Source organism: Allobosea sp. NPDC055594 (assembly GCF_053618995.1).
Genome location: NZ_JBSHIO010000009.1, coordinates 165,197 through 185,039, shown reverse-complemented (window position 1 = coordinate 185,039; position 19,843 = coordinate 165,197). Strand labels below are relative to the sequence as shown.

Sequence of the window (19,843 nt, the reverse complement as noted above, 5' to 3'; positions counted from 1 at the left end):
CTCAAGACCCTCAAAGGCCTCACGCCCTACGAGCTCATCTGCAAACGCTGGACCATCGAGCCCGAAACGTTCAAGCTCAACCCGATCCATCAAATGCCGGGACTAAACGACTCGGGGCGGCAGTTTAACACGCTGTGCCCGCATGGCTCGCTCGACTACAGGCTTCCTGCCCCGGAGCTCTTCATCCCCCGATGACCACGCGGCGGCTGCACGATCCAGACCGGCTGCGCCGCCCGTGCAGGCGCCGAGGCCAGCCGTCCACCAGCAGTCACCTTGGATCTCTCGGTGGGCGCGGATCGTGTCGCGCTTGGAACGCCTTTCTGGGAGATGGCGAGCGCCGTAATCCGCGTTCCCTGACCAGCTGAAGCGCCTCGATCTCGAACTACCGCCAAATCCTCTGTGCTGCATACGCCCCGCGGGCTTCATGAAGCCTGGCCGGATGTCCGCGAAGCCGGCGGCAGGCCGGCGGGACGCTGTCTTTTTCTGCGGGGGCACTATGGTGAGACTGGGCATCGAGGCCCGCTTCCCAGGCAAGGATCGGTAGAATGACCAACCCCGCCACATCTTCCGGCCCGGCCAGGACCGGCCTCGCCATGCTCCCCACCCCTTTCGAGGAGATGCCGCGCCTGTCGCAGGCGCTCGGGCGGGGCGGTGCTGCGCCTTCGCTCTTCATCAAACGCGACGACTGCACGGGCTTCGCCGGCGGCGGCAACAAGGCCCGCAAGCTGGAATTCCTCGTCGCCGAAGCGTTGCAGCAGGGCGCCGATATGCTGGTGACCATCGGCGCGCTGCAATCGAACCACGCCCGTCAGACCGCTGCGGCCGCGGCGCGGCACGGTCTCGGCTGCGTCCTCTTGCTGACCGACTCGGTGGCCAACCGCGGCGAGGCCTATCGCACGAACGGGAACCAGCTGCTCGACCGGATATTCGGCGCGCAGATCCGTTTCCTCGCTGTGGGTGAGGACAGCACGGCGGCGGCCGCGGCGACGATGGCGGCATTGGCCGCGCAGGGGCGCAAGCCCTATCTCATCCCGGTCGGAGGCTCTAACGGTCTCGGCAGCTTCGCCTATCGCGAGGCGCTTCTGGAGCTTGCGGCGCAGGCCCGCGAGAAGGGCTGTTCCCTCGACCATATCGTCGTGCCGACCGGGAGCGGCGGCACCCATGCCGGCATCCTTGCCGGCGTCGCGGAGGCCGGGTTGTCCTGCCGCGTGCATGGTATCAGCGTCTCGCGCTCTGCCGAGGAGGCGGGAGCCATCGTCGCCGGATTGGTCCAGGAGATCTTCGCTCTCGAAGGCCGCGAGAGAGGTGCGGTGGCGGGGCTCGAGGTCGACGATTCCCAGATCGGTTCGGGCTATGGCCAGCCGACCGCCGCCATGATCGAGGCTGTCGAGCTGGTTGCCCGCACCGAGGGGATTCTGCTCGATCCCGTCTACACCGGAAAGGCGATGGCCGGCCTGCTCGCGCTCGTCCGGAGCGGCGCCATCGCTCCGACGGAGACCATCGTCTTCTGGCACACCGGCGGCGCCCCCGGCCTCTTCGCCTATCCGGAGGTTTTCCAGGGATAGGCGGAAACCTCGTCGCCGTGGCGCGCCAAATCCCGACTGCCGATGCCGGATGTCCGGCACATGAAGCATCCCGGCAGGTTGCCGGGGGCGGTCGGTCTCGCGGAGGTCCTGGCTGAAGCCCATGGCTATGGCGGTCATATTTTTCTTCTATAGTAGAATTTCTACGAGCGAGTGCTAGCATTCCCCTGCTTCCGGCCCGCCAGCCCGGGCCGGAAGCCAAGGCCACAAGGCCGGCCGATCGGCGACCGAAACGGTCCAGGGGAGGATTTCACCATGACCATGCCTGCGCTGCGCTCTTCGTTCCTGGCTGCGGCGATGATCGCCTGCATCTTGCCGGCGGGCGCCAATGACAAGCCGTTCCGCATAGGCGTCATCGACGACATGTCCGGCACCTTCTCGGATAATGGCGGCCCCGGCACCGCGCTGTCGGTTCGCATGGCCGTGGAGGATTTCGGCGGTTCGGTGCTGGGCCGGCCGATCGAGGTCGTGGTCGCCGATCACCAGAGCAAGCCCGATATCGGCTCGGCGCAGGCGCGCCAGTTCATCGACGAGCGTGGCGTCAGCGTCATCCTGCCCGGCGGCTCGAGCTCGGTCGGCCTCGCCGTGCAGGCGGTGGCGCGCGAACGAGAGATCACCACCCTGGTCAGCGGCGGCTACGCCCCGAACTTCACCGGCAACCAGTGCTCGCCTTATGGCACGCAATGGGCGCCCTCGACGGCGGAACTCGCCAATGCGGTCGCCAAGGGCGTCGTCGACGAGGGCGGCAACAAATGGTTCTTCCTCACCGCCGACTATGTCTTCGGCCACAATCTCGCGGCCGATGCCGGGAAGGCGGTGAAGGCCGCTGGCGGCCAGGTGGTGGGCGAGGCCCGCCACCCGCTCGGGACGGCCGATCTGTCCTCGCCGCTGCTGACTGCCCAGTCCTCGGGCGCGAACGTCGTCGGCCTCGCCAATGCCGGCCCGGACCTCGTGAACTCGCTGAAGCAGATGCGCGAATTCGGCGTCAAGGCGAAGCCTGCGACGATGCTGGTCTACGAGAACAACGTCGTCGCGCTCGGATTGCCGGCGGCGCAGGGGCTGAAGCTCTCCGCCCCGTTCTACTGGGACATCAACGAGGCGACGCGCGCCTGGGCCAAGCGTTACATGGCGCGCTTCGACAACAAGGTCCCGACCATGGGCCACGCGCTCGCCTACGTCGCGACCACGCATTACCTCAAGGCGGTCAAGGCGCTCGGCAGCGACGACGCCAAGGGCATCGCCAGGAAGATGCGCGAGCTGCCGATCACCGGCGACATGATCCAGAAGGCGCAAATCCAGGACAATGGCCGCGTCGTCATGGACATGCATCTGTTCGAGGTGAAATCCCCGGCGGAATCGAAGAGCCCGGCCGATCTCTACAAGGTCCTGGCGACGCTGCCGAGCGAGGGCCTGTTCACCCCGGCCGAACAGAGCGGCTGCCAGCATCTCTACAAGCCCTGAGCCCGGCCGATCACCCTGGCGCGTCGGCATGTGCCGGCGCGCCCATCCCGTCAGCCTCGCGACGAAACGGACAGCCAGCACGATGACCAGCAAGACGGCACCGGCGCTCGAGCGCTTTTTCATGCATGTCGACGGCAAGGATCGCGAGGCCGTCGACGGCGGCTGGCTGGAGACCAAGAACCCCTATACCGGCAAGCCCTGGGCCCTGATCCCGCGCGCCAGCGCCGCCGATGTCGACCTCGCCGTCAGGGCCGCGCATGAAGCCTTCAGCAGCGGGCCCTGGTCGCGGATGAGCGCCAGCGATCGCGGCGTGCTGATGTTCCGCCTCGCCGACCTGATCGCCGCCAATGCCGAGCGCCTCGCCGATCTCGAGGTTCGTGACAATGGCAAGCTGCGCGTCGAGATGCTCGGCCAGATGCGCTATCTGCCGCGCTGGTTCCAGTATTATGGCGGGCTCGCCGACAAGATCGAGGGCCATGTCACGCCGATCGACAAGGCCAATATGTTCCACTACGTCGCCTATGAGCCGCTCGGCGTCGTCGGCGCGATCACGCCCTGGAACTCGCCGCTGCTGCTCACGGTCTGGAAGCTCGCCCCGGCGCTGGCGGCCGGCAACACCGTCGTGGTCAAGCCCTCGGAATTCGCCTCGGTCTCGATGCTGGAGCTGGCGAAGCTGTTCACGCAAGCCGGCTTCCCGCCCGGGGTCGTGAATGTCGTCACGGGACTGGGGCAGGAGGCCGGCGAGCCGCTCGTCGAGCATCCGCTGGTGGCGCGCATCGCCTTCACCGGCGGCAATGCCGGCGGGCGCAGGATCTACGAGGCCGCCGCCCGCCAGTTCAAGCGGGTCTCGCTCGAGCTCGGCGGCAAGTCGCCCAACATCGTCTTCGCCGACGCCGATATCGACGCGGCGGTGAAGGGCGTTATCTCCGGCATCTTCGCCGCGGGCGGCCAGACCTGCATGGCCGGCTCGCGGCTCCTGCTGCAGGCCTCGATCCATGATCGCTTCCTGGACAGGCTGGTCGAAAGAATGCGCGAGGCGCGCCTCGGCGATCCAAACGATTCCGAAACCGATATCGGTCCGGTCGCGACCGAGCAGCAGCTCGCCAAGGTGCTCGACTATATCGAGATCGCCCGCCGCGACGGTGCGCGCTGCGTCCTCGGCGGAGAGCGCAGCACGCGTCCCGGCTGCACGCAGGGCTGGTTCGTCGAGCCGACCATCTTCGCTGGCGTCACCAACACGATGCGGATCGCGCGCGAGGAGGTCTTCGGGCCGCTGCTCAGCGTGCTCAGCTTCGAGACCGAGGAGGAGGCGATCGCTCTCGCCAACGACACGCCCTTCGGGCTCGCGGCTGGGGTCTGGACCACCGATCTCGGCCGCGCCATGACCCTGCCGAAGAAGCTCAAGGCGGGTACGGTCTGGGTCAATGCCTATCGCGTGGTCAGCTATCTCGCGCCGTTCGGCGGCTTCAAGGAATCCGGGATCGGGCGCGAGAACGGCCAGGCCGCGATCATGGAATATCTCGAGCCGAAGAGCGTCTTCATCAACGCCAGGCCCGCGATCTCGAACCCGTTCACCCTGCAATAGCCGGCAGGCCTGCCCGCCGCGGCGTGAGCTGGCAGAGCGCCGGTCAAGGGCGGCGGACGATCACGCAGTAATAGCTGCAGCGTTCGTCCGTCTCGTTGATGAAGCGATAGGGCTCGCGGATCTGGAAATAGAAGCTGTCGCCGGCGGCGAGCCGGTGCACCATCGCGCCGATCTCCACCGAGAGCCGGCCTTCCTGGATGATCAGGTGCTTCTCGACGCTGCCCTCATAAGTCGGCAGCCAGCCTGAGGACATGCCGGGCGGAATGACGTGGAGCAAGAGCTCGACCCCGCTTTCGGCATGGGCCGGGGAGAGCACATGCCGCTCGAAGCCGGTCTCGCTGTCGCGAAAGCTCAGCCGCTGATCGACGCGCCGCGTCGCCACCGGAGCGGCGTCGCTCTCCGCGCCCATCAGCCCGGAGAGCGAGGTGCCGAGCCCGCGCGCGATCCGGGTGACCACGGCGAGGGTCGGGTTCTTCTCGCCGCGCTCGACCTTGGACAGCATGGCCCGGCTGACGCCGGAGCGTTCGGCGAGACCGTCCAGTGTCAGCGCCGCCGCCTTGCGCAGCCGCCTTACGCGCGGGCCGAGTTCGAGAACGGGGCCCGGCTTGTCGTCGGCGCGGCGAGCATCCGCCGACAGCGCTTCGTCCGGTCGATCGGAGGCGCTGCCGGACGCCGCGCCCGGCCGGTCGAACCGGGGGGACTCAGGCCTGTTCAGCCGCATCGATCATGCTCTTCGTCGGTTCTCTCTTCGCTGCCGGCCGGTTTATCGCATGCCTTGCACCGGCGATAAACGGTGGTGCGCTCCGGTCGCCCGCCTTCAGGGGCCGCTTCCCTTGAGCTCGAGCAGGAAATAGGTGGTCGGGCCGCTCGGCAGGTCGTTGCTGAGCCGGAAGGCGACGGGACCGCTGCTGCTGACGGCCGGCGGCTTCACGCTGCCGTCGAGGCCGATCGGCGAGAGCTGCCATTGCCGGGCGCTCCGGTCGAGCCTGATGTCGACATGCCCTTTGCGGATTCGGACGGGCAGCCTGCCGAAATCCTCGATCACCTTCTGCTCCCTGTCGCGGAAGACCATGTCGGTGTTGCGGGCGTCGGTGGCGAAGATCAGCAGGAAGCGGCTGCCCTTGGCCAGCGATGCCGGCTTGTCGAGCGAGGAGATCGCGATCAGCCCGTCTCCCTCCGAGCCGTCGATGCTAAGACTCTTGAGCTTGACCGGCAGGCTCGCCGAGGCGAAGGCGACGGCCTCCGTCGCCGGCGTCGTCAGGCGCAATTGCCGGTCGCGGCGGTTCAGAAGGAGCTCGCCCGTATCGCTCTGGAAGAGGCCGGCGGCGAGCTTCGTCGCATTCTCGGCCGGGAGAAGGCGGCTCGCCCGCAGCTTCTCGACGATCGCCTCGGGCCGGTTGGCGCCGCGCGGCTGGAGGACGGCGATCCGGTCGCCGATCCGGTCGGCAGCCTCGAGTCCGATCCTGCCGAGCAAGGCGAGTTCCGTCAGATTCTCGGGCTCGCGGGCCTGCATGTCCGGGCCAAGATCGGCCTCGCCACGGACCGCGAACGGAATGGCGAGCCGCGCGGCCGCGACGTCGCCGCGCCTGAACAGCAGGGCGGCGAGCGTTTCCCCGGCGCGCGCGACCGGGTCGAGCGCGATCGCATAGGGCAGCATGGCCCGCTTGTGCGGATAGGGTTCGCCATAGGACAGCGCGATCGGGCCGTGCGCGTGCCTGCAGAGCGCATCCCAGCCCTGCAGCGCAGCATAGGCCGGGAAGACCAGGCCGCCCTCATAGCGATAGCGGTTCCAGAACAGATGGTCGTATTCGCTGATGACGAAGGGCTTGCCGAGCCAGCGCGCCGCCGCGGCCATGCGCATGGAGTTGGCGGCATCGCCGAGGGAGCTTTGCTGGAGGAGCTTGCTGCCCGGCGCATAGCCGCTCGCCCAGTCGTGATAGGTGTTCATCGTCACGACATCGAGCCCGCGCCGGCTCAGCGCGGCCTGCACGGTCGGCCAGTTGTTGTAGGTGCTGATCAGCCCCTTGTAGCCGAAGCTGCGCAGCGCCTCGCTCATCTTCGCCGCCGAGGCGGTCTCGATCTCGGTGAAGAAGGCCTGGAGATCGCGCAGGCGCGGACTGTCGGCATAGCGGTCGGCCGGCAGCCGGATCGAGCCGTTCTCCAGCTTCTCGGTCCAGCCGAGGCCGCCCCAGGCCTTGGCGAGCGCCGCGCTGGAGGGGTAGTGCCGCGCCAGCCAGGCGTTGAACGGTGCCGCGAACATCGGGTCATAGGGCGCCTTGCCACGCCGATCGTGGACGACGCTCTCGAATTCAAGATTGTTCTCGTTGACGAGGATCACCAGCGCCAGGGCATCGTCATGGATCGGCGCGACCCCGGTATAGGGATTGACGCGGGTGAAGAATTTTTCGGTGAACTGCTTCCAGTGCGCAAAGGCGCTGTCGTCGAGATGCAAGGCGAGCTTGAGCGTGCCGCCGGGGTCCCAGCGATCGTCATGGCCGCCATAGGCCCCGCGCCAGGAGGAGAGCCCGTCGATCATCCAGTAGATGCCGTTCCGCTTCAGCGCGGCCAGGAAATAGTGGATGCGGTCGAGCGTCTCCGGGTCGAAGTCGAAATCGGTCTTCCGGCCGAACATCAGGCTGCCGTCGACGAAATGCAGGCGTGCCAGATTGTAGCCGTGCAAGGCCAGTTGCCTGGCATAGCGGTCGGCATTGGCGCGGTCGGGGAAGCCGCCGGAAGCCGGGCTCCAGGCCAGTGAGGCGCAGGACAGGCGCGCCGGCTCCCCTGGCGCATTCGCATAGGCGAGTCGGCCATCGGCGTTGGCGATCAGGCGCCGGCTCGGCTCGATCTTCGCGTTCGGCAGGATGGCGGAGAAATCCAGCGGGCTACCGGGGCGTAGCTCCAGCGAAATCTCGCGGACGGGCAGCCATTCTTCGGCCTGCACGCGCGCCCCCGTCCAGCCGAGCGCAGCCGAGAGCGCCAGTGCAAGCCGCAGCAGCCGTGTCATCGATCGCTCCCGATGACGCGGCTTTCGATCGGAGCATCTGGTTCCAGGCGCTGGCGCAGGAAGCCGGCGGGCAGTGCTGCCGCGTGGAAGAACCAGGCGACGACGGTGTAGAGCCCCATGCCCAGCCCGCCCTTGCGCCAGCTCATCAGCGCCACGATGCCGGCGAGCAGGGCGAGGACCAGCCCGAGAGCGAGCCCCTTCTGCGGCAGCAACAGCAGGAGCCCGATCGAGAGCGCCCACCAGAGATACACCGCCCCCCAAAGCCGAAGCTCCGGCAGTTCACGCAGGAGCTGGAAGAAATACGGCCTCCCGAGCGAGGCGCGCAGCAATTCGCCGATGCCGTGGAGATATTTGTTCCGCCAGCGCCGCATCAGCAGCTTGTAGGAATTCAGCGTATGCCCGAAATGCTGGACGAAGCGCCGGTCCAGCCGGTGGAGTTGCCAGCCGGCATCGCGCAGGCGGATGCCGAGGTCGAATTCCTCATAGCCGTGCAGGTTGCGGTCCGAGAGATAGCCGGTTTGCTCGATCGCGCTGCGCCGGTAGAGGCCGCCGCCATTCATCCGGTCGAGCGGCCCGATCCGGTTTTCCGGCGCGTGCCGCTGCACCCGGCGGGCATATTCGAGATTGGCGGTCTGCATCTCCTCGACATGGCCGGTGACCCCTGCGACCTTGGGGTTCCTCTCCAGGAAGCGGATTGCGTCACCGAGGAAACCGAGGTCGAGCAGCATGTCGCCGTCCAGCAGGCAGAGATAATCGCCGCGCGAATGCTGGAAGCCGAGCTGTGGCCCGATCCCGCAACTCGGGCGCGCCGGTGGCACGATCTGGGCGATCACCACCGGGTAGCGCGAGGCGATCTCGACGGTGCGGTCCGAGGAGCCGCTATCGGCGATGACGACTTCGCCCGGGATCTCGCCGAGCGCGGAAAGTGCGCTCTCGATGGTCGCGGCGATGCGCTTTTCCTCGTTCAGCGTCTTGATGATGATGGAAACGGCCAAGCGGGCCTCCAATATCGCAGCGATCGGCAGGGTGGCGTCAGAAGTCGGTGAGCAGCCGGCTCCAGCTCTCCGAGGCCAGCCCGCCGATATAGATGTCGTTGCGCAGTGCGGCGTCGGTGATCTCGGCATGACGCGTCACCAGGCAGAAATAGCCGCGATGCTTGAAGCTGAGCCAGCGCTGCCGGGAAATCGCGTTCATCATGAAGGGCTGCGAAATCCCGCTGGCCGCGGCGTAGCCTTCGGCATCCAGGCTGGAGAACATCTGGCCGACGACCTCGAATTCGCGACCGGCGGCGCAGAGCAGGTTCAGAACCGTGGCCTCCCGGCCTTTTCGGCCGAAATAGAGAAAGGCGCCGATCGACTGCTCCCTGCCGTCGAGCACGATCCTGAAGTTCAGCGTGCCGAGCCGGCCGTTCAGCGAAGCGACGCCCACCAGCCAGTCGAACTCGGCCTTGCTCCAGACCGGGCGGACCTGAAAGCGCTGCATCATCGGCTCGGCGCAGGCGAGGAACTCGTCGGGTGTGGCGGGGATCGTCCGGCAGTCCGGTATGGCTGCCGGGGTGATCGAGCGTCTGCGCCGGCGCAACGTCCGGTCGAGCCAGCCGAGCGGGGTGACGACGGCCCGCGAGCCCAAGGCTGGGGCTGCGCGGCTGCAGGCGAGGGCTGCTGCTGTCGCTGGCCTGAAGGCGCGACGCCATTCCAGGCTCTGGATCGGGAGCACGTTGCCTCCGCCGGCAATCCAGTGGTCGGCGCTGACCGGCGAAGAATTGTCCGAGAAGCACATGTCCTGCCGCGCGGCGCGCATCTGGCGCGCCAGGCGGGCGGCCCCTGCCGCGCCTTCGGCCCCGTCGGCCATGAAGGCACACAGGAGCCGCGCTATGATCGGGCGACCATGTGCGCTGAATTCCATCGGTACGGCGAGGATCGCGCTGGCCACGCCATTCTCGCCCTCATGCACCATGCTGCCATTCTCCGGCCGATAATGCGGACTGCCGAAGAAGATCGTTTCCAGATAGGGGGCAAGCTCGGGCGCGACCTTGTCGCTGTTCCGGAACGCCTTGCTGAACAGCCGGGCGACAGTCGAAATATCGCCGCGCACCATCGGTCGCACGCCCGCTGCACGGACGGCTGCGCCGCCGGGGCTCGCTGCGATGGGTGCGCAATTGGGCTCAGCTCCCATGGGCCATCCCGGTTCGGGGCTCTCGGGCCAAGGCCCGTTCCCGATCCTGGCGCACGACCCGCTGCAAGGCGCTCCAGGCTGCGATCACCATGGCGATTTCGATGACATAGAAGGAGACGAAGGTGCCCGCGGGCGGCGCATACCAGGTCGCGAGCGCGGCGAGTGCCGCGCCGAGCACGCTGCCGATGCCCATCACGGCGGCGCGGGTCGACTGATGGCCCGAGGCTCCCAGCGCCTCGGCCGCCACGGCCCAGATCGCCAGCGGGATGACCGCCCAGCAGAGGGCCCGGACGAAGGAGACGAGCGAGACATAGTCCCGGCCGAACAGGAGAGGCAGGATCGGGGCCAGCACGAACACGGCCACCGCTGCGGCGGTGCTGATCAGCGTGGCGGCGACCAGGACCTTGCGAACCCGCGGCATGGCGTGCTGCAGGCCTTCCGCCGTCGCCCGCGCCGAGCCGGGATAGACGAGCCGATTGAGCGCCTCGACGGAAAGATAGCTGCTCTCCAGCATGCGGCGGGCGACGCTGTAGCTCGCGACGATCTCCGGGCTCGCGACGAGGCTGAGCACGAGCAGATCTGCATTCTGGCGCACGGCGCGCAGGATGAAGGGAACGCTGAAGTAGAGGCCGAGCGGCAGCTCCTCGCGCACGATCCGATAGCGCGGCCGGCCGAGCCTGGCGAGCGCGCGCCAGCAGGCGAGGGCGACGAGGACATGGCAGGCGAATTGCCAGAGTGCCCAGGAGGCAACGCTGGCGACCCCGAAAACGAGGCAGGCGAGGACGGCGGCGGCGGTCCGGGCCAGGGCGAAGCCGACAACGACCATATTGGCCGAGGCGAAATCGGAATGGGCGATGAAGATCTGCTCCGCCAGAACGATCACGCGCACCAGGACGATATTCGTCACCAGCATCAGCGTGATGACGGCGGCATTGGTTGCCGGGTCGGGGGAGAGAGTGAAGAAGAAGGGCAGCAGGGCGGCGCCGATCACGACCAGGGCGACGCCGCTCGCCGCGGTGAGGATCAGATTGTGGCCGAGCATGTCGGGATAGATCGCCCGATCGCGCGCGACGCGGCGAACGAGGCATTCCATCGCGCCGAGCCCACACATATGCACCGCGATGTTCGAGATCGCGGTGATCGCGACGAACAGGCTGAATTCGTGGACGCCGAGAAAGCGGGCCAGGATCGCGAAGGTCAGGAGCTGTGCGGCCGAGCTGATGATCAGGCTGCCGCCCGAGGCGGCATAGGACAGCAGCATCGGGAGCAGGGCTCCGCGCATGCCCGATCCTTTTGCGTTGCCCGGAGCCATCCTCTCCCGCCTTCGAAAATCGACCGAACGGGGCCGCCCCGCTGGAACTAGCATCGACGGGGCATCAGTAGCAGGCAAAAATAAGGGCGCAGTTAACACCGGCAGGCGTGTTTCAGCAGGTGTTTACCGGAATGCCGCTAGCCTGCCGGTGTGATCATCCGACCAGTGCGGGAAGGAGCCCCGATGACGGGCAGAGCAGTCGACCTTGCGGGCCAGAGCGGGCCTCGCATGCAGCGCTTCATGAGTATCGAGCTGGAACTCGCTCCCGACGTCCTCGTGCCCCGGCAGGAGACCGAGCTGCTCGGGGCATGCGCCGTCGAGCGCCTGCGCGAGGGCCCGCCCGGGCCGTTGGTGGTCGACATGTGCTGCGGCTCCGGCAATCTCGCTTTGGCGATCGCAACCGAAATCCCGACCGCCCGCATCTGGGGGGCGGATCTGACCGACGGCACGGTGGCGCTCGCCCGCCGCAATGCCGAGCGCCTCGGCGTGCAGGATCGGGTGTCCATCCGCCAGGGCGATCTGTTCGATGCCTTGGCTGGTGAGGGGCTGGCCGGCAAGGTCGACATGATCGTCTGCAATCCACCCTATATCTCGACCTCGCGCCTGGAGGGCGAGAGCGCGCATCTGCTCGCGGCAGAGCCGCGCGAGGCCTTCGATGGCGGGCCCTATGGCATCTCGATCCATCAGCGCGTGATCCGCGACGCCGTCGACGTCCTGAAGCCGGGAGGCTGGCTGCTGTTCGAGTTCGGCGAGGGCCAGGATCGTCAGGCCGCGGCGCTGATCGCGCGGGCCAGGGCCTATGAGCCCGTGCGTTTCGCGACGAACGAGGCCGGCACGCCGCGGGTCGCGCTGGTCCGCAAGCTGGCCGCCGCGCCGGCATCCGGCGAGACGGCGGGGCGGCCGGCATGAGCCTGGTTCGTTCCCTGGAGACAGCCGATATTCCGGCGGTTGCGGGGCTGTTCCAGCGGGTGTTCCGGGACAGCGATGCGCCGCCACCAGCGGCGCTCGTCACCTATCTGAGACGGCACTATCTCGAAGCGCCGGGTTGCGATCCTGAGATCGCGCCGCTGGTCCATGTTTCCGGCGAGGGTGAGATTTCCGGCTTCATCGGCGTGAACGCGCTGCCGATGAGCCATGAGGGTCGCAAGCTGAAGGCCGCGATCTGCGGCTCGCTGATGGTCGAGCGGCGGGGCAGCGATCCGATGGCCGGCGCCAGGCTGCTGAAGACCTTCCTGGCCGGGCCGCAGGACCTTTCCTTCAGCGAGACGGCGAGCGAGGTCTCGGCGCAGATGTGGGCAAGGCTGCGTGGCGTGGCGCTGCCGCAATACAGCCTCGACTGGGTCCGTACCATCCGGCCCTCGGCCTTCATGCTCGCACTGGCATCCGAGCGGGTTGGTGCGGCGCGCCTGCTTTCCCCGCTCGCCGGGCTGGTCGATCGCCGCTTGCGCCGGAAGATGCAGGAGAATGAGCTGCGCTGGTCCGGCGTGCCGGAGGACTGGACCGTGAAGGGCGGCCTCAAGGTCGTCGAGATCGACCAGCCCGGCTTTGCTGCCCTGGTCGAGCCGCTGACGCGGCAATTCGCGCTCCGCCCGGACTGGAGCGCCGAGCAGCTCGCCCACATCATCGCCGAGGCGGCCAGGAAGCCGGAACAGGGCGAAGCGGTGTTCGCCTCGGTCCTCACGCCTGGCGGCGCGCCGATCGGTGCCTTCTTCTACCATCTGCGCCATGGCGGGATCGCGCGCGTCCTGCAGATCCTGACCGCGCCGGGCCAGGCCGGTCCCGTGATCGACTGCCTGATCGGGCATGCGGCGCGGCGCGGGGCGGCCGGCTTGCGCGGCCGTACGCAGCCCGCTTTGCTCGAGGCGATGCTCGGGCGCCGCATCGCCTTCACCCATCTCGCCTCGACCGTGGTGCATGCGCGCGAGCCGGCGCTGGTCGACGCCTTCCTGGCCGGCCGTGGTTTCTTCAACGGGCTGGCGGGCGAGAGCTGGAGCCGGCTGGTCGGCGGGCGCTTCGAATAGGGCGCGGAGCCGGCGCGAAGGTCAGGCGCGCCGACGGTTCCGGTCTCAGCCGGCGATCTCCGTCACCGGCTGCACCAGTTGCGGTTCGAGATGCAGATAGCGCGTCGCCCGCCGCTTGGCGGCGATATCGGCAAAGACGCGCTCGACCTCGACCGTGCTCAGCTTCGCGGCCGCGGCGACCTGCTCGGCCGGGAGGCCGTTATTGAGGCCGTAGAGGCACAGGTCCATGCGGTCATAGGGCAGGGAGAAATAGAACTCCTCCTGCGTCTGCTCGAGCGAAAAAGTATCGGTCGTCGGCGGCCGGCGGCGGATCTCCTCGGGAATGCCGAGATCGGCGGCGAGCGCATAGACCTGGCTCTTGTAGAGATGCGCGATCGGCTTCACATCCGCCGCGCCGTCGCCGTTCTTGACGAAGAAGCCCTGGTCGTATTCGAGCCGGTTCGGCGTGCCGAGCACGGCGAAGTTGAGCCGGTCGGCATGATAGTACTCGACCTGCTTGCGGGTGCGCTGCTTCATATTGGTGGCGGCGACGATACCGAGATAGACCGTGGGCGGCATGCGCAGCTTGGTCCGATTGCCCTGCGGATCCTCGACCACCAGCGAGGAGATGTTGTAGCCCTCGCCGGCGAGCGCGTTGGCGATTACGATCTTCGAACCCCAGCCGGGTCCGTATCCCGGCACCAGCTCGCGGATGAACGCGTCGCGCCGCTCATAGCAGCCCATCGCCTGCAGCGTCGGCCCGATATCCTCGACCACGGCGGCGACGCCGAAGGTCTCGGCGACGAGCCGGCCGAGCCTGAGGCTCTCGGGATCGGAATCGTTCTCCGGCATGAACAGACAGAAGACGTTCTTGGCGCCGACCGCGCGCACTGCCAGCGCCACCGAGACGCTGGAATCGATGCCGCCTGACAGGCCGAGCACCAGTCCGCGCTTGCGCATGCCGCGCAGTTGCGCGCGCAGGCCCGTGACGATCCGCTCGATCTCGGCAGCGCCGTCGATCTTCAGCGTCTCCGCCGAGAAGGCGAGGCTTTCAGGGGCAGGGGCGATGTTCATTCGGCAGCTCCAAGCGTCTCGGCGGCCAGCCTGCGGCTGACCTTGCCGGTATCGGTCTTCGGCAGCTCGCTGCGGAATTCCACGATCTTCGGCACCATGAAGTCCTCGAGATGGGCGGCGCAGTGGCGGATGATGTCGCGCTCGCTCAGGCTCTCGTCGGAGCGCACCACAAGCGCCGCGATGGCATGGCCGAGCACCGGGTCGGCAACGCCCATCACCACGGCCTCCGCGATGCCGGGATGGGCATGCAGGACGGTCTCGACCTCCTTGGGGGCGACCTTCTCGCCGCGCGTCTTGATGATGTCGTCCTTGCGGCCGACGAAGTAGAGAAAGCCATCCTCGTCGGTGCGGAAGAGATCGCCGGTATGCAGGCGCTTCTCCCAGGGGTGCGGGCCCGGACGCAGCATCTGCGTGGTCGCGGCGTCGTTGCGCCAGTAGCCCTGCATGACATGCGGGCCGCGGATGACGAGCTCGCCGGCGACGCCGGGCTGCACGCGATTGCCTTCGTCGTCGACGACCAGGGCTTCGGTGTTCGGGATCGCGATTCCGACCGAGCCGGGCCGGCGGTCGAGCTCTTCCGGCGGCAGATAGGTGCAGCGCTTGCACTCGGTCAGCCCGTACATCGAATAGACCCGCACGCCGGGCAGGAGCTCGCGCAGCCGGGCGATATGGGCCGGCGGCAGCGCCGCCGCGGTATTGGAGATGTAGCGCAGGCTCGGCAGGAAGCCCGGTTCGAGATCGCGCATCTGCAGGATCAGCGCCGCCATGGTCGGCACCAGCGGGAAGCCGGTGACCTTCTCGGTGCGGATGCGCTCGAAGATCGCCTGCGGGAAGGCGAAGGATTTTTCGAGGACGAGGGTCGCGCCGAGCCGCATTGCCATCAGCAGCTGGTAGAGCCCGTAATCGAAGGCCAGCGGCAGCACGTTGAGGATGATGTCGTCCGGCCTGTTGCGCAGATAGGTGGTGATCGATTCCGCCGCCGCATCGATGTTGCGGTGGGTCATCATCACGCCCTTGGGCCGGCCGGTGGAGCCCGAGGTGTAGATCAGCATGGCCAGATCGATGTCGATCCCGCCATGATGTGCGACCGGGGTCGGTTCGGTCGCGAGGCACGCCTCGAAATCCGCCGCTCCTTCGATGGCCTGGCCGGGCGTGGCCTGGGCCGCGGCGACGAAGAGCGGCCGTCCGGGGGCGGCCGCACGCGCCTGCGTCACGACCGGCATCAGCCTGGCCTGGGTCAGGATCGCGGCGGCCTCGCAATCCTCGATGATGTAGGCGAGCTTGTCGGCCTTGGTCGACGCGTTGATCGGGCTGAAGGTCGCGCCGGCCTTGAGGGCCGCGAAGATCGAGACGGCCGCTTCCCAGCAATTATCCATGAAGACGAGCACGCGGTCGCCGCGCTTCACCCCATTGGCGGCGAGCGTGGCTGCCAGCCGGCTGGAGAGATCGTCCAGCTCGGCATAGCTCAGCCGCTTGCGCTCGGTGACCAGCGCGGTCTTGGTGCCATGCGCCCTGGCGCTGTCGATGACGAAATGCTCGACCCGCATCGGCTCGATATCCTGTCCTGTCCCTGTCTCAGGCCGTCGCGGACGCGGCGGTCTTCGAGGCGATGAAGGCCGTGATGCGCCCGAGTGAATCGAGATTGGCGGGAACGATCTCGGAATCGGCGACGGTGATGCCGTAGCGGTCCTCGATGAAGGCGACGAGCTCGAGCACGCCTGTGGAGTCGATGATGCCGTTCTCGATCAGCGAGTCCGCGTCGGCGAGGGGATTGCCGGTGTCGCCGAACAGAAAATTCTCGATGACGAAGGCCTTCACCGCGTCCCTGATCGTATCGGTCATGTCAGTTCCTTTTCTGATGAGGTGTCAGGCGGCTTTCGAGCTCTGGCTGTCGGCACCGGTGAAGGTCTTGAGCCAGAGCTGTGTCGACAGGATGCCGACGAAGGCCGCATTGTCGCGGAAACCGGAGGCCGGGCGGGCGCGGCATTTCTCATGCAGCTTGGCGACCGCCTTCGGGTTGAAGAGACCGCTCGCGCCGATCTCGGCCTCGCCGAGCGCCGTCTCGACATAGTCGGCGGCACCGGCTCCGACGAAGGAGGCGCTGTCGGGCGCGCGATAGGGCTGCTTGCTGCGCTTGCCGATCGAGGGCGGCAGCAGGTCCTTGGTCGCCTCCCGCAGGATGTGTTTCTCGACGAGGCCCTTCAGCTTCATTTCGGGCGGCAGGCCGGCGGCGAACTCCACGAGCCGATGATCGAGGAAGGGGAAACGCCCCTCTATGCCATGGGCCATCGCCATCCGGTCGCCCTGGCTGGAGAGGATGTAGCCGGGCAGCAGGAAACGGGCTTCGAGATATTGGGCCTGATGCAGCGGGTGCCAGCGCGGGAACGCCTCCGGCAGACGCGAGGCCATCTCCTCGGCCGCGTCGTAATTCCCGAGGCTGGCGCGCAGATCGCCCGAGAAGAAGAGCTTCGTCGCCGCCGTGCCGTCGAGGCGCGGCCGGTGCGAATAGAGTGGATCGTCGAGGGAATGGCTGTTCGCGCCGAAGAAGGAGGCGAGATACTCCGCCGATTGCTGCCGCAGCCCGGGCAGGTAAGGGTAGAGCTTGCGGAACAGATGCGGCCTGATGCGCGAGCCGGGCTGGCGCGCGCAGAAGCGGCGAACCCGGTTCTCCTTGAAGATGTCGTAGCCGGCAAAGACCTCGTCCGCGCCCTCGCCGGTCAGCACCACCTTGAGGCCGGCCTCGCGCACCAGCCCCGAGAGCTTGAACAGCGGGGCGGGCGCCGTCCGGATGATCGGCCGCTCGGTGAAGCGGATCACCTCGGGGAAGACGGCGGCGATGTCGCCCTCGCGGCAGGCGACCGCGCTGTGCTGCGTGCCGAGTGCGCGCGCCATCTCCAGTTGGAATTCGCTCTCGTCATGCTCGGCGCTGTCGAAGGTGACGGAGAAGGTCCTGAGACCGCCCGGAACCATGCGGGCGGCAAGCGCGGAGGTGATCGAGGAATCGAGCCCGCCCGAGAGATAGGAGCCGACCGGCACGTCGGCACGCATGCGGACGCGCGTCGCCTCGGTCAGCAGGGCACGCAGTTCCTCGGCGGCTTCGCGTTCGTCCCTGTGCCGGGAAGGGGTGTCGTGGTCGGGATAGTCCAGGCTCCAATAGGGCCGGGTCGAGATGCCGCCGTCCTGGACGATCATCAGGTTCGCCGGTTCGAGCTCGCAGATGTCGCGGAAGGCCGTCCGGGGTGCGATCGGCGCCCAGAGCGTGAAGATCTGGTCGAGGGCAACCGGGTCGATCTGCGCGCTCACCCCCGGCACCTGGAGCAGCGCCTTGACCTCGGAGGCGAAATAGAAGCGGTCGCCCTGGCGCGTGTAGAACAGCGGCCGCACGCCCATGCGATCGCGGGCGAGGAACATGCGCCGCCGGCGCGCATCCCAGATCGCGAAGGCGAAATCGCCGTTGAGGAGCGAGAGGCAGTCCTCTCCCATCTCGTCATAGAGATGCAGGATCACTTCGGTGTCGCTCGCGGTCCGGAAGCGGCGGCCCCTGGCCTGCAGCTCCTCGCGCAGCTCGACATAGTTGAAGATCTCGCCGTTGAAGGCGATCGTCAGCGCGCCGCTCGCGTCCGACATCGGCTGCTGGCCGTCGCCGAGGCCGACGATCGAGAGCCGGGCATGGCCGAGGCCAACTTCCGGTCCGGTGAAGAAGCCCTGCTCGTCGGGACCGCGATGTGCGATCGCAGCCGTCATCCGTTCAAGGAGCGCTCTCCCATCCCGGACGGCGCCGAAATAGCCAACAAAGCCACACATGCGGAGACATATCCGAAAGTTCAGTCGGTTCTTCGCGAGTTATAGCCAGTCGCAGAGGCACAGACGTTAACGGCCCCGGATATCCGCGCGCATGGTAAACACCAGTCTAGCGGAAAGTAGTGCGGCGCAGCTGGCGCGCGAGCGGTGAAATCGAGCCCTGAACAATCGCGATTGCCGCTGCGTCGTGACCGCGCGCGCTGCCTTGCGACCTCGCTCCCGGTGTCTCCACAAGCGGATTAACGCAATATTCAGGGCGGAAGCCTAGCTGTTGGGTTTGTTTGGGGGGGCTTGTGCGTCTCTTCCGTCTTGAGTTGCGTACCGAGGGCGAAGCGGGATGTATGGGCCGAAGGAGTCGGAGCAGCGTCAGACGCCTCGACCCGTCGGCCGTGCTCATGCCGCGCGTGCCGACGCCGATTTCGTCGTCGCTTCCGATGGTACCGCCATTGCCGGCAAAAGCCCGCTCTCCCGTCTCGGCCTGCTCGCGGAGGTCGGTGTCGACGATATCCTCGGCTGGCTACGTGCCGGGATGGGCTGGATCATCGGCGCCGTCGTTCTGTGCATGGCCGCGGCGTTGTTCTACGCAGCGGTGACGCCGCCGCGTTACACCGTCTACACCGACATTCTGATCGATCCGTCCAATCTCAACGTGGTGCGGGACGACGTCTTCACCTCCAACCCGCAGCGCGATGCGCAGCTTCTCGAGGTCGAGAGCAAGCTGAGAATCCTGACCTCGCGCAATGTCCTGTCGCGGGTGATCGACAAGCTCGACCTCGCCAATGATCCCGAATTCGTCAAGCCAGGCCTGCTGACGCCGCTCTGGCAGCTGATCTCGCCGCAAAGCGTCGCGCGCGACAACCGGCTCGCCGTGATGCGGGCCCTTTCCGAGCGCGTCGACGCACGGCGCGAGGAGCGCTCCTTCGTCGTCGTGATGCGCTTCTGGGCCGAGGACCCCGAGAAGGCGGTGACCATCTCGAACGCCATCGTCGACGCTTTCGAGGCCGAACTCTTCCAGTCGTCCGCCGAAAGCGCCGGCCGGGTGGTCAAGAACCTCAACAACCGCCTCGACGAGCTGCGCCGGAACGTCACCGAGGCCGAGCAGAAGGTCGAGGATTTCCGCCGCGGCAAGGGGCTTCAGCTCAACAATGGCGAGCCGGTCAGTGCGCGATTGTCGAGCGAACTCAACACCCAGGTTCTGGAAGCCCAGCAGCGCTTCATCCAGTCGGAATCGCGCTATAGGCAGATGAGCGCCGCGGTTGCCGAGCGGCGGGCCGCCAGCGCGTCGGTTTTCGACACCCCGACCATGGTTAACCTGCGGGCGCAATACAATACGCTGCAGCAGCAGATCGGCTCGATCAGGGCGACCTTTGGAACACGGCATCCGCAGATGGTCACGGCCCAGTCGGAGCAGCAGGCGCTGGAGGCGGCCCTGACGCGCGAGGCGCGGCGCATCCTCGATGGGGCGAAGGCCGAACTCGAGCGCGATCGCTCGACGCTCGCAATGCTGCGCGGCAAGGCGGATGACGAGAAATCGAACGTCTTCAGCGACAATGAGGAGCAGGTGCGGCTGCGCGATCTGCAGCGGGACGCGCGCGCCAAGGCCGCCCTCTACGAAACCCATCTCGCCCGGGCACAGCAGATCAGCGAACGCCAGCAGATCGACACCAGCAATGTCCGCGTCATCTCGCGCCCGCTGCCGCCGAAGGCGCGCAGCTGGCCGCCGCGGACGCTGATCCTGCTCGGTGCGGCCGTCTTCCTCGGTCTTTGCCTCGGCATCGCCATCGCCCTGGCGCGCGGCGCCTGGCGCCTTCTGCGCGATCCGCGGCTCGCGGCCGCCTGAGGGCGCCG

15 protein-coding genes and 1 pseudogene are annotated in these 19,843 nt (G+C 67.5%); 7 read left to right on the top strand and 9 right to left on the bottom strand.

The annotated features are described in order from the left end of the window. The 4 genes and pseudogenes from ACWGRX_RS19065 to ACWGRX_RS19050 form a co-directional block, all read left to right on the top strand. Nucleotides 1–195 (top strand): annotated as a pseudogene (locus tag ACWGRX_RS19065) (hypothetical protein); the annotation flags it as partial. Nucleotides 196–545: 350 nt separating this feature from the next. Continuing rightward, entirely contained in the window at nucleotides 546–1,565 is a 1,020-nt protein-coding gene (locus tag ACWGRX_RS19060) for a D-cysteine desulfhydrase family protein (RefSeq protein ID WP_452118820.1), read from the top strand. Between the two features lie 273 nt (nucleotides 1,566–1,838). Continuing rightward, nucleotides 1,839–3,044 carry an ABC transporter substrate-binding protein gene (locus ACWGRX_RS19055; RefSeq protein ID WP_452118819.1) on the top strand — a complete coding sequence of 402 codons (1,206 nt, stop codon included), beginning with the start codon at nucleotides 1,839–1,841 and terminating at the stop codon, nucleotides 3,042–3,044. A gap of 82 nt (nucleotides 3,045–3,126) precedes the next feature. Beyond that, nucleotides 3,127–4,629 (top strand): aldehyde dehydrogenase, encoded by a 1,503-nt coding sequence (locus ACWGRX_RS19050; RefSeq protein WP_452118818.1) that lies wholly within the window; start codon nucleotides 3,127–3,129, stop codon nucleotides 4,627–4,629. Between the two features lie 43 nt (nucleotides 4,630–4,672). On the opposite strand, the gene ACWGRX_RS19045 is transcribed toward ACWGRX_RS19050, so the two are convergent. From ACWGRX_RS19045 to ACWGRX_RS19025, 5 genes are all read right to left on the bottom strand, one after another. After that, a complete protein-coding gene (locus ACWGRX_RS19045) occupies nucleotides 4,673–5,350 on the bottom strand; it encodes a helix-turn-helix domain-containing protein (protein ID WP_452118817.1) in 678 nt (225 codons plus the stop codon). Nucleotides 5,351–5,446: 96 nt separating this feature from the next. After that, nucleotides 5,447–7,624 carry a glycoside hydrolase gene (locus tag ACWGRX_RS19040; protein ID WP_452118829.1) on the bottom strand — a complete coding sequence of 726 codons (2,178 nt, stop codon included), beginning with the start codon at nucleotides 7,622–7,624 and terminating at the stop codon, nucleotides 5,447–5,449. Nucleotides 7,625–7,629: 5 nt separating this feature from the next. Then, complete coding sequence (locus ACWGRX_RS19035) at nucleotides 7,630–8,628, bottom strand: glycosyltransferase family 2 protein (protein ID WP_452118816.1); 999 nt, start codon at nucleotides 8,626–8,628, stop codon at nucleotides 7,630–7,632. 37 nt (nucleotides 8,629–8,665) lie between these two features. Next, nucleotides 8,666–9,730 (bottom strand): GNAT family N-acetyltransferase, encoded by a 1,065-nt coding sequence (locus ACWGRX_RS19030; RefSeq protein ID WP_452118815.1) that lies wholly within the window; start codon nucleotides 9,728–9,730, stop codon nucleotides 8,666–8,668. A gap of 67 nt (nucleotides 9,731–9,797) precedes the next feature. Beyond that, entirely contained in the window at nucleotides 9,798–11,090 is a 1,293-nt protein-coding gene (locus ACWGRX_RS19025) for a lipopolysaccharide biosynthesis protein (RefSeq protein ID WP_291635076.1), read from the bottom strand. Between the two features lie 213 nt (nucleotides 11,091–11,303). On the opposite strand from ACWGRX_RS19025, the gene ACWGRX_RS19020 reads away from it, so the two are divergent. Together ACWGRX_RS19020 and ACWGRX_RS19015 are read left to right on the top strand one after the other, a co-directional pair. Beyond that, entirely contained in the window at nucleotides 11,304–12,029 is a 726-nt protein-coding gene (locus ACWGRX_RS19020) for a N5-glutamine methyltransferase family protein (protein ID WP_452118814.1), read from the top strand. Further along, nucleotides 12,026–13,141, top strand: coding sequence for a hypothetical protein (locus tag ACWGRX_RS19015; protein WP_452118813.1), 1,116 nt, complete (start codon nucleotides 12,026–12,028; stop codon nucleotides 13,139–13,141). Before ACWGRX_RS19020 ends, ACWGRX_RS19015 begins: the two co-directional genes overlap by 4 nt. A gap of 45 nt (nucleotides 13,142–13,186) precedes the next feature. Here ACWGRX_RS19015 and nadE read toward each other — a convergent pair whose 3' ends face one another. From nadE to asnB, 4 genes are read right to left on the bottom strand one after another with little or no spacing between them, the layout of a single operon-like run. After that, entirely contained in the window at nucleotides 13,187–14,194 is a 1,008-nt protein-coding gene (gene nadE / locus ACWGRX_RS19010; RefSeq protein WP_452118812.1) for an NAD(+) synthase, read from the bottom strand. Next, nucleotides 14,191–15,741, bottom strand: coding sequence for a class I adenylate-forming enzyme family protein (locus ACWGRX_RS19005; protein WP_452118811.1), 1,551 nt, complete (start codon nucleotides 15,739–15,741; stop codon nucleotides 14,191–14,193). Before ACWGRX_RS19005 ends, nadE begins: the two co-directional genes overlap by 4 nt. 28 nt (nucleotides 15,742–15,769) lie before the next feature. Further along, entirely contained in the window at nucleotides 15,770–16,036 is a 267-nt protein-coding gene (locus ACWGRX_RS19000; RefSeq protein WP_291635083.1) for an acyl carrier protein, read from the bottom strand. Between the two features lie 24 nt (nucleotides 16,037–16,060). Then, on the bottom strand, nucleotides 16,061–17,998 hold the full coding sequence (gene asnB, locus ACWGRX_RS18995) for an asparagine synthase (glutamine-hydrolyzing) (protein WP_452118810.1): 1,938 nt from the start codon (nucleotides 17,996–17,998) through the stop codon (nucleotides 16,061–16,063). Nucleotides 17,999–18,332: 334 nt separating this feature from the next. On the opposite strand from asnB, the gene ACWGRX_RS18990 reads away from it, so the two are divergent. Continuing rightward, entirely contained in the window at nucleotides 18,333–19,835 is a 1,503-nt protein-coding gene (locus ACWGRX_RS18990) for a GumC family protein (protein WP_452118809.1), read from the top strand. Nucleotides 19,836–19,843: the final 8 nt, after the last annotated feature.

Excerpts from the sequence above, each read along its gene's own strand:
- ACWGRX_RS19050 (WP_452118818.1), top strand. The coding sequence starts at position 3,127 with ATGACCAGCAAGACGGCACCGGCGCTCGAGCGCTTTTTCATGCATGTC.
- asnB (WP_452118810.1), bottom strand. The coding sequence starts at position 17,998 with ATGTGTGGCTTTGTTGGCTATTTCGGCGCCGTCCGGGATGGGAGAGCG.
- ACWGRX_RS19055 (WP_452118819.1), top strand. The coding sequence starts at position 1,839 with ATGACCATGCCTGCGCTGCGCTCTTCGTTCCTGGCTGCGGCGATGATC.
- ACWGRX_RS19045 (WP_452118817.1), bottom strand. The coding sequence starts at position 5,350 with ATGCGGCTGAACAGGCCTGAGTCCCCCCGGTTCGACCGGCCGGGCGCG.
- ACWGRX_RS19030 (WP_452118815.1), bottom strand. The coding sequence starts at position 9,730 with ATGGTGCGCGGCGATATTTCGACTGTCGCCCGGCTGTTCAGCAAGGCG.
- ACWGRX_RS19005 (WP_452118811.1), bottom strand. The coding sequence starts at position 15,741 with ATGCGGGTCGAGCATTTCGTCATCGACAGCGCCAGGGCGCATGGCACC.
- ACWGRX_RS19015 (WP_452118813.1), top strand. The coding sequence starts at position 12,026 with ATGAGCCTGGTTCGTTCCCTGGAGACAGCCGATATTCCGGCGGTTGCG.
- ACWGRX_RS18990 (WP_452118809.1), top strand. The coding sequence starts at position 18,333 with ATGTATGGGCCGAAGGAGTCGGAGCAGCGTCAGACGCCTCGACCCGTC.
- nadE (WP_452118812.1), bottom strand. The coding sequence starts at position 14,194 with ATGAACATCGCCCCTGCCCCTGAAAGCCTCGCCTTCTCGGCGGAGACG.
- ACWGRX_RS19000 (WP_291635083.1), bottom strand. The coding sequence starts at position 16,036 with ATGACCGATACGATCAGGGACGCGGTGAAGGCCTTCGTCATCGAGAAT.
- ACWGRX_RS19020 (WP_452118814.1), top strand. The coding sequence starts at position 11,304 with ATGACGGGCAGAGCAGTCGACCTTGCGGGCCAGAGCGGGCCTCGCATG.
- ACWGRX_RS19060 (WP_452118820.1), top strand. The coding sequence starts at position 546 with ATGACCAACCCCGCCACATCTTCCGGCCCGGCCAGGACCGGCCTCGCC.
- ACWGRX_RS19025 (WP_291635076.1), bottom strand. The coding sequence starts at position 11,090 with ATGCGCGGAGCCCTGCTCCCGATGCTGCTGTCCTATGCCGCCTCGGGC.